Source organism: Aestuariispira insulae (assembly GCF_003385955.1).
GTDB lineage: Bacteria > Pseudomonadota > Alphaproteobacteria > UBA8366 > Aestuariispiraceae > Aestuariispira > Aestuariispira insulae.
The window spans coordinates 371,498-383,021 of sequence record NZ_QRDW01000003.1 but is presented as its reverse complement, the minus strand read 5'-3'; the positions used below and the strand labels follow the sequence as shown (position 1 = coordinate 383,021).

Genomic DNA, 11,524 nt, shown 5'->3' with positions numbered 1-11,524 from the left:
AGCTCCTACCGGTATAACGCCAATCACAACATCAAGTCCAACGGAACGGTATTTTCATAAACACAGTCTCACGATTTTGCGATTCAACGTTAATAGCCCCCGCCCCCTGTCGGTTTTATAGAGAATGGAGACGCATTACATTGAACAGGTAAATCCCATGGGAACGATTTTACGAACGATCAAAACTGCGGCGGCCATGCTGGCCGTCGTGACTCTGTCGGGCACCGGCCAGGCCGCCGAACCCACACGCATCCAGGTCACAGGCGAAGTGATCGACACTTGGTGCTATGTCACCGAGATCATGTATGCGGAAGGCACCGCCCATCATCAATGTGCGGTCTGGTGTGCAGTCGGCGGTATTCCGGTCAGCGTTCTTGGCGAAGACGGCAATGTCTATGTGGTGCTCCGGGTCGAAGATGAAGACACCAATGTGGCCAGTCCGCGCATGCTCACCGTTCAAAGCCACAAGGTTACCGTGGATGGTGACCTGATAGAGCGCGACGGGGTCAAATATCTAATCGTCACCCAGGTGGCCGACGATCAGGGCGTGGTGAACCTGACCCATGAAGAATACGGCATCATGCCGTTTGGAGAATGATCATGAAAAAAATCCTGACAGCCATCGCCGCCCTCACCTTCTCTTTCTCCGCCCAGGCCGCCAATGAATGGGGCATCGAGGGCGAGGAAAAAGCCCGCTTTGATGCCAAGGTCGTCGATATCCTCTGCGAGCTGACCGGCAACTGCCCCGACAATTGCGGGGATGGCAAACGCCAGCTCGGCCTGTTGAAAGAAGACGGCACCCTGGTCATGGTGGCCAAGAATTTTGATCCTTTCGCCGGAGGTGCTGATGATCTGGCCCCCCATTGCGGCAAGAAAATCACCGCCGACGGCTTGATGATCACCACAGCCCATATGCCAATCTTTGCAATCCAGTTCACCCGGCCGGAAGGCGGCAAATGGAAACGCGCCAATGCATTCGGGCAGAACTGGTCACAGGCCAATGGCGGCAAGAAGGCCGGCCAGTGGTTCCGGTCCGATGCCACGGTCAAAGCCCTGATTGAACAGGATGGGGTCTTTGGCATTCCGGGCCTGGAACCAGAGGAATAAACCATGCGATCCATCGCACAGCTGATCCTGGCGGGGCTGTTTTTCAGCCTCGCCGCCCTGCCCGCGAAAGCCGAAGAAACCGCCTTGCCCTTCCAATTCGGCGGCCCGTTCGAACTAGTGGATCACGAGGGCAAGCCCCGCACAGAGAAGGATTTCCGCGGTTCATTCATGCTGGTTTACTTTGGTTATACCTATTGCCCGGATATCTGCCCCACAGACCTTTTCCTGATGAACCAGGCGTTGGAGATACTGGGAGAGGATGCCAGGAAGGTGCAGCCCCTCTTTATCTCCGTTGATCCCGGCAGGGACCGTCCCGAGATCCTGAAAGAATATGTCGCCAATTTCCACCCCGGCCTGATCGGCCTGACCGGTTCGGAGAACCAGGTCAGAGCCGCCGCCAAGGCCTATCGGGTGCACCGGGTCAAGGTGCCGCAGCCGGATGAAGGCGAGGATGATTATCTGGTCAACCATTCCAGCCTCACCTATCTGATGGGGCCGGACGGTCACTTCCTGAGCCTCATTCCCCACGGCACTGCGCCGGAACGCATGGCTGAAATTATCGGGAAATACATCTCCCAGGGTACAGCAGGCAGTTAACACCCGCATCAAGTCCGGGATGACGGGTTCATCCGGTCAGGCAGCGCCAGGCATCCCAAACAGCCACCCGTTCCGCCACGATCTGATACCCGTCTCCTGTTGGGTGCAGACCGTCATTGGCCTTTAGCGCTGCCAGATAGCCCGCATCCCCCAGCAGTGGCGTAAACAGATCAAGATAGGGAATATCAAGCTCTGCCGCGAGACGAATGTAGTTCTGGTTCAATTCCCCGATCGCCTCATGGGTGAACAGGAATTCATATCCCGCCTCCGAAACAATCGGCATGACACTTTCATCCACCGGGGCCGGCCCTAACCACAAAACCTCGCCAAGGGATCCAGCCTTTTCCATGACTGCACGCACCGTTTCCAGAGTACGGCGCATGGGAACGCGCGGCGGGCCGCCATCGACACGGGCCACGTCATTCAGCCCGAAGGATGCAACAAGAGCACATTTCCCGTAATCGGGCAGACGTTCAAGACATTCGGCTTCCCAGCGTTTGGCCTGCATGCGGGTGGTCTGGCCGCGCACACCCAGATTATAAGCTGCCGGCCGACCCCCCTCTGTCGCCGGATAGGTCAAATCCATCAATCGACCGGGCCAGCCCAGGCCGGTTTCATCGCCCTGGCCCTCGGTCGTGCTGGCACCTAGGAAACAGATATGTGTCACGGCCATTTGAATATTCGCCTTTTCCCGTTAATCTGCTGAAAAGATTGCCCAAGCAACCGCCCCCGTCAACGGGTTACCCGGATCAGAAACCAGGACAGGCCTGTGCCTTATCTCAAAATCCAGACTCTGACCGCCCCGCCGCTCCAACCCGCCAGCCTGACAATGGAGCGCAGGGAATGTGTCACAATCCAGGGACCGTCCGGGTCGGGCAAAAGCCTGTTTTTGCGTGCCATCGCCGATCTCGACCCCAATCAGGGAACGGTGCAGCTGGATGGAAAGGACCGAAACGATTTTACCGCGCCCAAATGGCGTGAACAGGTTGGCTATCTGGCAGCGGAACCCGGCTGGTGGCTAGAAACCGCGCGGCCGCATTTCAAGAATCCGGTAGAGGTGCCGCTAGCCAAGCTTCATCTGGACAAAGATATCCTGGACCGCCCCCTGCTTCATCTCTCTACCGGCGAGCGCCAGCGCCTGGCCCTATTGCGGGCAATGGAACCGGAACCCTCGGTCCTGCTGCTGGACGAACCGACCGCCGCGCTGGATCCGGAAAGCACACAAGCTGTCGAACATTTGATCCGGTCTTTTATGGAACGAGGCGGCGCCATCCTGCTGGTCAGCCATGATGCGGAACAAAGCGCCCGGCTGGCGGATAAAAGCTATCGGATGGAAAAAGGGCAGCTGCATACCGTTGGGGGATCGTCATGACGGATTATATCCAGCTTGGTTATCTCGACCTGTTGCCCGCTGCCCTGCTGGTGATCTTCAATGCAGGCCTTTCCATTCTGATGCAGCTTGGCTTGTTGCGGGTCCTGGCGGTTTCCGTCATCCGGATGGTTATCCAGCTCAGTTTGATTGGCCTGATTCTCACCTGGCTTTTTGACAGCGCCAACCCGGTATTCATCCTCGGCATCGCCCTGGTCATGCTGTTGCTGGCCGGGCGCGAGGCTTGGGCCCGCCAGGATAAAAAATTCTCCGGAATTTGGGGCTATGGGATCGGCACGGGGGCGATGCTGATGGCGGCCAGCCTGGCCACCGCGGTCGGGCTTGGCTCCGCCATCCGGCCCGATCCCTGGTATATGCCGCAATATGCGATCCCCATGTTGGGCATGATCTTGGGCAACTGCTTGACCGGGATCAGCCTGGGGCTCGACACCCTGACCGCCACGGCACTTCGTGAACGCCAGGCCATTGAAAGCCGCCTTGCCCTGGGCCAGCCGCGCCTCATCGCCCTGTCCGGCGTCACGCGCCAGGCCATGCGCACCGGCATGATGCCGATCATCAATTCCATGGCCGCCACCGGTATCATCTCGCTGCCGGGCATGATGACCGGCCAGATCCTGGCCGGGGTCGAACCCATGCAGGCGATCCAGTATCAGATGTTAATCATGTTCCTGATCTTCGGCGGTACGGGGCTTGGCGTCATCACTGCCGTCGGGCTTGGCATCTTGCGCCTGACCGATCAGCGGCACCGGCTGCGCCTCGATCGTTTGCAATAAGGGCGACTGCTATTTTTCCCCCTTGCTGTACGCCCGTAATACTGTAGGTTGGGCGATTAGAATATTTGGGGAACAAATCCATGGCGGACATGACGGCTGCACCGGCGCGGGATAACCTGCGCGGCATTCTTTACATGAATATCGGGATCTTCCTGCTGTCGGTCATGGATGCGGTGGCCAAATGGCTGGTGGAGGCGGATTATCCGGTGATCCAGATCCTGGCGGTACGGGGCTGGCTGATCACCATAGCCATGCTGTTCTGGGCACAGATGCGCGGCGGAATCATCCCCACGCTGAAAACCAGCCGCTGGAAAATGCATGCGATCCGGACCACGATCGGCATTGCCGCGCCCTTTTGTTTTTTTACCGCGCTGAAAACCATGCCGCTGGCCGATGCCACCGTTATTTTCTTTGCCGCGCCCTTCATCATGACCGCCTTGTCCGTTCCTTTGCTGAAGGAAACCGTCGGCCCGCATCGCTGGGCAGCTGTGATTGTCGGTTTCATCGGGGTTGTCATCGTCATGCAGCCGGGGTCCGATGCCTTCCAGTTCACGGCGCTCATCGTTTTCATCGGCTGCGTCGCCTATGCGTTGATCAATATCATGACCCGCTGGCTCAGCAGCACCGACAGTGCCTTCCAGATTGTTTTCTATTTCAATCTAGGCACCGCCCTGATCGCCAGCGCGATCGCGCCTTTCTTCTGGACGTCCATGACCTGGGAACATTTTGGTGTGGTTGGCCTGATGGCGACCCTGGCACTGGCCGGCCATATCTATATGACCATGGGTTTCCGGGTGGGTGAAATCAGCGTGATCGTGCCGTTTGAATATACATCGCTGATCTGGTCGGTGCTGATCGGATATTGGGTCTGGAACGACCTGCCGGCGGAACATGTCTGGCTTGGGGCCGCGATCATCATCGGCGGGGGGCTTTACATCATCCACCGGGAACGGCCGCGTAAACCGAAGGTCATTCTTCCGGATGTGTGACATCCAACCCGATTATTCGCTTATCCCACCCCGGTTTGTCAGCTTAATGCCTTCCTTTGCATTGTGTTGTCGGTTGCTGTGGTATAAGGATGGAAAAAATATGTATCGGTCGTGAACACAGGGGGAAACGGTCGGAACATATGAAGAGAAACATTAGAATAGACGGAGGACGCCCTTGTCGAACCAAACCTCGGGTGGCTTGACCGACCGGAACAGTTTTTCCTATGAAGAGCTCATCGAATGCGGAGAAGGCAAACTGTTCGGCCCCGGCAATGCTCAATTGCCACTGCCCAACATGCTGATGATGGACCGGATTGTCTCGATCACCCAGGACGGTGGCGAGCATGGCAAGGGGCATATCCTGGCAGAGCTGGATATCAAACCCGATCTCTGGTTCTTTGACTGCCATTTCCAAGGCGATCCCGTCATGCCGGGCTGCCTGGGCCTGGATGCCATGTGGCAGCTGGTCGGGTTTTTCCTCGGCTGGATGGGCGCACCAGGCAGAGGCCGCGCGCTGGGTGTGGGCGAAGTGAAACTGTTCGATCAGGTTCTGCCGTCCGCCAAAAAAGTCACCTATGAAATCAACCTGAAACGCGTGATCATGCGCAAGCTGGTCATGGGCGTTGCCGACGGCATCATGAAGGTGGACGGCAAGCCCGCCTCCGAAGCCCGCGACATGAAGGTTGGCCTGTTCATTCCGGAAAGCACCTGACGGACACCGGATTAAACCAGACGGGACGGCCTGCGATTGTCGCAAAACACCGTCCCGGTCATTCAAGATATGCTAAGGGAGCACCGCATGCGTCGAGTAGTCGTTACCGGGATCGGTATCGTATCCAGCATCGGAAACAATCAGGAAGAAGTGCTGGATTCGCTGAAAAACGGCCGGTCGGGAATTTCTTTCTGCGAAGATTACAAAGAGCGCGGTTTCCGCAGCCATGTCCATGGCGATATCAAGGGTTTGAATATCGAAGACCATGTGGACAAAAAGCTGATGCGCTTCATGGGTGATGGCGCAGCCTACAACTATATCGCCATGCAGCAGGCAATTGCCGATGCCGGCCTGACCGAGGCGGAAGTCAGCCACGAACGCACCGGCCTGATCATGGGATCCGGCGGTCCGTCCACAAAGAATATGTTGTGGGCCTGGGACACGGCGCGGGAAAAATCCGCCAAGCGGGTCGGCCCCTTCATGGTACCGCGTATCATGTCCTCGACCAATTCAGCGACATTGGCGACCCCTTACCATATCAAAGGCGTGAACTATTCCATCAGCTCCGCCTGTTCCACATCCGCCCATTGCATCGGCAATGGCGCAGAACTGATCCAGTGGGGCAAGCAGGATATCGTCTTTGCCGGCGGCGGCGAGGAACTGGACTGGACCATGACCGTGGTATTTGACGCCATGGGCGCACTTTCCTCCAAATATAACGACACCCCGGAAAAGGCCTCACGCGCCTATGACGCCGACCGTGACGGCTTTGTGATTGCCGGCGGCGGTGCCACCGTGGTGTTGGAAGAATTGGAACATGCCAAGGCCCGCGGCGCGACGATCTATGCCGAAGTGGTCGGCTATGGTGCCACATCCGACGGTTATGACATGGTTGCCCCCAGCGGTGAAGGCGCGGTGCGCTGCATGAAACAGGCACTGGACGGCATCAATGATCCGGTTGCCTATATCAACGCCCATGGCACCTCCACCCCGGTTGGCGATACCAAAGAATTGGAAGCGGTTCGCGAAGTGTTTGGTGAAGACCTTCCGGTGATCGGCTCCACCAAATCCCTGACCGGACACAGCCTTGGTGCCACCGGTGCCCAGGAAGCGATCTATTCCATGCTGATGATGAAGAACCGCTTCATCGCGGAAAGCATCAATATCGAAAACCTGGATCCGGGTGCGGAAGGCATGAAGATCGCCACAAGCCGCATTGATGACGTGGATCTTGATTTGGTGCTGTCCAACAGCTTTGGCTTCGGGGGCACCAACTGCACCCTGGCATTGAAACGCTTTGAAGGTTGATCAGGTCATGAGTGAACAAGAAAAACAGGGAATCATGGCCGGCAAGCGCGGCATCGTAATGGGTGTCGCCAATGACCATTCCATCGCCTGGGGCATCGCCCAGGCCCTGGCCAAACATGGCGCGGAACTGGCCTTCACCTATCAGGGGGACACCCAGGCCAAACGGGTGAAGCCATTGGCGGATTCCATCGGTTCCGAGATTTGCATCAGCTGTGACGTGGAAAACGACCAGGATATCCAGCGCGCCTTTAACGACGTGGCCGATAAATGGGGCTCTGTCGATTTCGTGGTCCATGCTATTGCCTATTCCGACAAGAATGAGCTGAAAGGCCGTTATGTGGATACCACACGGGATAATTTCGCCCGCACCATGGATATCTCCTGCTACAGCTTCACCGCGGTCGCCAAGGCCGCCGAAGCGGTCATGCCCAACGGCGGCAGCCTGATCACGCTTTCCTATGCCGGGTCCGAGCGCGTCATGCCATCCTACAATGTCATGGGGGTTGCAAAGGCGGCGTTGGAGGCCTCTGTCCGCTATCTGGCAACCGATCTTGGTTCCAAGCAAATCCGCGTCAATGCCATTTCTGCCGGCCCGATGCGAACCCTGGCGGGCTCCGCCATTTCTGGCGCCCGCTTTGTCTATAACTGGCAGGGTGAGAACTCGCCGCTGCGCCGGAACATCACGCTTGATGATCTGGGCGGCTGTGCACTTTATTTCCTCTCCGACCTCTCCACCGGGGTGACCGGGGAAACCCACCATGTGGACAGCGGCTATCACGTGATTGGCATGGCTGTTCCCGAGGCTTGACGCCGGGTTTATAAACAGGCAAACGGGTCCGCAGTATGAGATACAGCGGGCCCGTTTTTCTTTGCGCCCGTTTTAATGACAGGGAATAGGCCTATGCATCTGCTGGCAGCGACACCGGGCGCGGTGGACGACGGATCGGAAGCGATCGACCTGGGACAGACTCCGGGCGATATTGTCATCCTGACGGCAGCGGATACCGAGATTGCCTGTCTGGCCGCCGCTCAGGCGCAGATCCTGAAAGACAATCCGGATGCACCCAGCGTGCGTGTCGCAAACCTTCTGCATTTGGGCCATAATTATTCCGTCGATCTATATGCGGAAGAGATTATAGCCAATGCCAAACTGGTGGTCGGCCGCCTTTTGGGGGGTCGCTCCTACTGGGAATATGGTGTCGAGCAGATCACCGCGCTCTGCCGTAAGAAGAAAATCCCGCTCACCTGGATTCCCGGCGATGACCAGCCCGACGCAGAACTGGCAGGGCTTTCCTCGCTCGCCCAGGATGCCAGTTACCGCCTGTGGCAATATTGCGTGCAGGGTGGTGTGGATAACGCAATCAATTTCCTGAAATATGCCGGCACATTGATCGGCCGTGAGACAGACTGGCTGGAACCGGCCCCGTTGCTTCGGGCCGGGATCTATTGGCCGGGCCTGACCCAGCCACAGATCAGCGACCTGCCCTGGGTCGCAGGCCGCCCGGTGGCCGCCATCACCTTCTATCGCGCGCTCTACCAGGCCGCCAATACCCGCGTGCTGGATGCCATGATCGAGGCACTGGACAAGGCCGGGGTCAACGCCCTGCCGCTTTATGCCGCAAGCCTCAAGGACCCGGTGGTCGCCGCCACGGTTGAGGAATTGCTGCAGGAAGCCGGAACCGGTGCCATCCTGAACGCCACCAGCTTTGCCATCTCGACCCCCGGTGCGGAAAAATCCCAAACCCCGTTCGACAGCTTGGACTGTCCCGTGTTCCAGATGGTCTTTTCCGGCGGCAACGAGGATTTGTGGCACGAAAACACCAACGGGCTCTCCGCCCGCGACATCGCCATGAATGTTGCCCTGCCGGAAGTGGATGGGCGCATCCTGTCCCGTGCGGTTTCCTTCAAAGGCCTGGCCCAGCGGGACGAAAACATCCAGGCGGATCTGGTGGAGTATCAACCGGTCGAGGACCGCTGCGCCTTTGTCGCCGATCTGGCCGCCAACTGGCTAAAACTGCGGAATTTGAAAGCGGCCGAACGAAAGGTGGCCCTGGTTTTCGCCAATTACCCGAACCGCGACGCCCGGCTTGGCAACGGCGTTGGCCTCGATACCCCGGCAGGCGCTATGAATGTGCTCCATGCGCTGAAAAAACAGGGCTATATGGTTGATATCCCCTTTGCCGACAGTGACGCCTTGATCAACCACCTCGCGGCAGGACCAACCAATGCGGAATTTGAGGGCCGCGAAATCCGCGAGACCCTGGATCTTGCCGACTATCAGGCCTTCTTTGACAATCTGCCGCAGGCTGTACGCGACCAGATTACGGAAAAATGGGGAGCGCCCGAGCAAGATCCCTTCTTCATGGCGGATAGCAGTGTCTTTGCGCTCTCCGTCTTCCGGCTCGGCAATGTGGCAATCGGCCTGCAGCCCGCAAGGGGGTATAACATCAACCCGGTCGAGACCTATCACAGCCCCGATCTTGTGCCGCCCCATGGCTATTTGGCCTTCTATGCCTGGATGCGTAACCGGTTCAACGCCAACGCCATTATCCATATGGGCAAACATGGCAATATGGAATGGCTGCCGGGCAAATCGGTGGCCTTGTCTGAAGAATGCTTCCCCGAAGCGGTCTTTGGTCCGCTGCCCCATCTCTATCCCTTTATTGTCAATGATCCGGGCGAAGGCACCCAGGCCAAACGCAGAGCGCAGGCGGTGATCATCGATCATTTGACCCCGCCGCTGACCCGGGCGGAAAGCTATGGCCCGCTCAAAGACCTGGAACAATTGGTGGATGAATATTTCGAGGCCGCCGGTGTCGATCCGCGCCGCCTCAAGATACTCAAGCGCGAAATCCTGGACCTGACCCGCTCTATCGGGCTGGACAAGGATTGCGGCATTGAGAAAAACGCCAGTGACGAAGATGCCCTGGCCCAGCTGGATAACTATCTCTGTGAACTAAAAGAGCTGCAGATCCGCGACGGGCTGCATATCTTCGGGGCCTCCCCGGACGGGGAATTGCTGGATAATCTGCTGGTGGCGCTGGCCCGCGTCCCGCGCGATACCGGCGAAGGCGCAGATGCCTCCCTGCACCGGGCTTTGGCCAAGGATCTGGCGCTGGGGGATGATTTCGACCCGTTGGATTGCCAGATGGGGGACGCCTGGCACGGTCCAAAACCAGCTGCTTTGGATCTAGTCGAGGCCCCCTGGCGCACCAAAGGCGATGTGGTGGAACGGCTGGAGGCGCTGGCGCTGGCATTGGTCCAGGACAAACAAGCCGCACCCGGCGCACATTCCGCCGCTGTTTTGGAAAAGATCCGGTACCATCTGCGCCCCACCGTGGAAGCCTGCGGCACGGCGGAGATTGACGGTATCCTGACCGGTCTGGACGGCCGTTATGTCCAGCCCGGCACCTCTGGCGCACCCACACGGGGCCGCCCGGATGTCCTGCCCACCGGGCGCAACTTCTATTCGGTGGACACAAGGACCGTGCCCACCCCCGCCGCCTGGAAACTGGGCTGGAAATCGGCGCAGTTGTTGGTCGAGCGCCATGCCCAGGAACATGGTTCCTATCCCAAACGGGTGGCGTTGAGCGCCTGGGGAACCTCCAACATGCGCACCGGCGGCGATGATATCGCCCAGGCGCTGGCCCTGATGGGCGTCCAGCCGACCTGGGACCCGGCCAGCCGACGGGTGACCGGGTTCGAGATCCTGCCCGTTGATATCCTGGACCGACCCCGGGTCGATGTGACCCTGCGCATCTCCGGCTTTTTCCGTGATGCCTTCCCCGGCCTGATCGATCTGGTCGACAGTGCGGCACGCGCGGTTTCCAAACTGGATGAAGCGGAAGCCGACAATCCACTAGCCGCCAGCTGGAAGCGGGAAAAGGAAGAGCTGATCAATGGCGGCATAGCTGCAGAGGATGCGGAAAAGCGGGCGGGTGCGCGTATTTTCGGCTCCAAGCCCGGCGCCTATGGTGCGGGACTGCAGGCATTGATTGATGAAAAAGGCTGGGAAAGCGAAGACGACCTGGCCAAGGCCTATGTGGCCTGGGGCGGCTACGCCTATGGCGCAGGGGCCACGGGGGAGGCCGCGCACGGCCTGTTCGAACGCAGGCTTTCCACTGTGGAAGCGGTCCTGCACAACCAGGATAACCGCGAACATGACTTGCTGGATTCGGACGATTATTACCAGTTCGAAGGCGGCATGACGGCGGCTATCCGCATGCTTTCGGGCGACCAGCCCACCGTTTACCACAATGATCATTCCCGGCCGGAAAGCCCGCAGATCCGGACGCTGGAAGAGGAAATCGGCCGGGTGGTGCGCGCCCGCGTGGTCAATCCCAAATGGATCGATGGCGTAATGCGCCATGGTTACAAGGGTGCCTTCGAGATGGCCGCTACGGTGGATTATCTCTTTGCCTTTGCCGCCACCGCCAAATGCGTCGGCGACCATCATTTCGATGCGGTTTATGAAGCTTATCTCGCCGATGACCAGGTGCGCGATTTCCTGGAAAAACATAATCCGGACGCGCTTAAAGACATCGCCGATCGGCTGCGCGAGGCGCTCGACCGGGGTCTGTGGTCAACCAAACATAACCAGGCGTTTGATTTGCTGGGGGAATGGTCGGGTAACTCCGAGAGCTGACTG

General features: G+C 58.6%; 11 protein-coding genes. 10 read left to right on the top strand and 1 reads right to left on the bottom strand.

What is annotated here, in order from left to right:
• Positions 1-157: 157 nt before the first annotated feature.
• From DFP90_RS10750 to DFP90_RS10740, 3 genes are read left to right on the top strand one after another with little or no spacing between them, the layout of a single operon-like run.
• Positions 158-598 (top strand): hypothetical protein, encoded by a 441-nt coding sequence (locus tag DFP90_RS10750; RefSeq protein ID WP_115936456.1) that lies wholly within the window; start codon positions 158-160, stop codon positions 596-598.
• Between the two features lie 2 nt (positions 599-600).
• Positions 601-1,107 carry a hypothetical protein gene (locus DFP90_RS10745; protein ID WP_147300989.1) on the top strand — a complete coding sequence of 169 codons (507 nt, stop codon included), beginning with the start codon at positions 601-603 and terminating at the stop codon, positions 1,105-1,107.
• A gap of 3 nt (positions 1,108-1,110) precedes the next feature.
• Positions 1,111-1,704 (top strand): SCO family protein, encoded by a 594-nt coding sequence (locus tag DFP90_RS10740; RefSeq protein WP_115936454.1) that lies wholly within the window; start codon positions 1,111-1,113, stop codon positions 1,702-1,704.
• 28 nt (positions 1,705-1,732) lie between these two features.
• Here DFP90_RS10740 and DFP90_RS10735 read toward each other — a convergent pair whose 3' ends face one another.
• On the bottom strand, positions 1,733-2,377 hold the full coding sequence (locus tag DFP90_RS10735) for a GDSL-type esterase/lipase family protein (RefSeq protein ID WP_115936453.1): 645 nt from the start codon (positions 2,375-2,377) through the stop codon (positions 1,733-1,735).
• 96 nt (positions 2,378-2,473) lie between these two features.
• On the opposite strand from DFP90_RS10735, the gene DFP90_RS10730 reads away from it, so the two are divergent.
• The 7 genes from DFP90_RS10730 (at position 2,474) to cobN (ending at position 11,521) form a co-directional block, all read left to right on the top strand.
• Positions 2,474-3,076: an ABC transporter ATP-binding protein gene (locus DFP90_RS10730; protein ID WP_245957035.1), complete on the top strand. Its 603-nt coding sequence runs from the start codon at positions 2,474-2,476 to the stop codon at positions 3,074-3,076.
• The gene (locus tag DFP90_RS10725) at positions 3,073-3,867 is read left to right on the top strand and encodes an ABC transporter permease (RefSeq protein WP_115936452.1); all 795 of its coding nucleotides are present in this window, start codon (positions 3,073-3,075) and stop codon (positions 3,865-3,867) included. Before DFP90_RS10730 ends, DFP90_RS10725 begins: the two co-directional genes overlap by 4 nt.
• Positions 3,868-3,947: 80 nt before the next feature.
• The gene (locus DFP90_RS10720; RefSeq protein ID WP_115936451.1) at positions 3,948-4,856 is read left to right on the top strand and encodes a DMT family transporter; all 909 of its coding nucleotides are present in this window, start codon (positions 3,948-3,950) and stop codon (positions 4,854-4,856) included.
• Between the two features lie 175 nt (positions 4,857-5,031).
• Positions 5,032-5,568 carry a bifunctional 3-hydroxydecanoyl-ACP dehydratase/trans-2-decenoyl-ACP isomerase gene (fabA, locus tag DFP90_RS10715; RefSeq protein ID WP_245957034.1) on the top strand — a complete coding sequence of 179 codons (537 nt, stop codon included), beginning with the start codon at positions 5,032-5,034 and terminating at the stop codon, positions 5,566-5,568.
• A gap of 87 nt (positions 5,569-5,655) precedes the next feature.
• On the top strand, positions 5,656-6,876 hold the full coding sequence (gene fabB, locus DFP90_RS10710; RefSeq protein ID WP_115936450.1) for a beta-ketoacyl-ACP synthase I: 1,221 nt from the start codon (positions 5,656-5,658) through the stop codon (positions 6,874-6,876).
• 7 nt (positions 6,877-6,883) lie between these two features.
• Complete coding sequence (locus DFP90_RS10705) at positions 6,884-7,684, top strand: enoyl-ACP reductase FabI (protein WP_115936526.1); 801 nt, start codon at positions 6,884-6,886, stop codon at positions 7,682-7,684.
• 93 nt (positions 7,685-7,777) lie between these two features.
• Positions 7,778-11,521: a cobaltochelatase subunit CobN gene (cobN, locus tag DFP90_RS10700; protein WP_115936449.1), complete on the top strand. Its 3,744-nt coding sequence runs from the start codon at positions 7,778-7,780 to the stop codon at positions 11,519-11,521.
• Positions 11,522-11,524 lie beyond the last annotated feature (3 nt).

Bases quoted from the DNA above. Each gene is read 5' to 3' on its own strand.
- DFP90_RS10750 (WP_115936456.1), top strand. From the start codon at position 158: ATGGGAACGATTTTACGAACGATCAAAACTGCGGCGGCCATGCTGGCC.
- DFP90_RS10745 (WP_147300989.1), top strand. From the start codon at position 601: ATGAAAAAAATCCTGACAGCCATCGCCGCCCTCACCTTCTCTTTCTCC.
- DFP90_RS10740 (WP_115936454.1), top strand. From the start codon at position 1,111: ATGCGATCCATCGCACAGCTGATCCTGGCGGGGCTGTTTTTCAGCCTC.
- DFP90_RS10735 (WP_115936453.1), bottom strand. From the start codon at position 2,377: ATGGCCGTGACACATATCTGTTTCCTAGGTGCCAGCACGACCGAGGGC.
- DFP90_RS10725 (WP_115936452.1), top strand. From the start codon at position 3,073: ATGACGGATTATATCCAGCTTGGTTATCTCGACCTGTTGCCCGCTGCC.
- DFP90_RS10720 (WP_115936451.1), top strand. From the start codon at position 3,948: ATGGCGGACATGACGGCTGCACCGGCGCGGGATAACCTGCGCGGCATT.
- fabB (WP_115936450.1), top strand. From the start codon at position 5,656: ATGCGTCGAGTAGTCGTTACCGGGATCGGTATCGTATCCAGCATCGGA.
- DFP90_RS10705 (WP_115936526.1), top strand. From the start codon at position 6,884: ATGAGTGAACAAGAAAAACAGGGAATCATGGCCGGCAAGCGCGGCATC.
- cobN (WP_115936449.1), top strand. From the start codon at position 7,778: ATGCATCTGCTGGCAGCGACACCGGGCGCGGTGGACGACGGATCGGAA.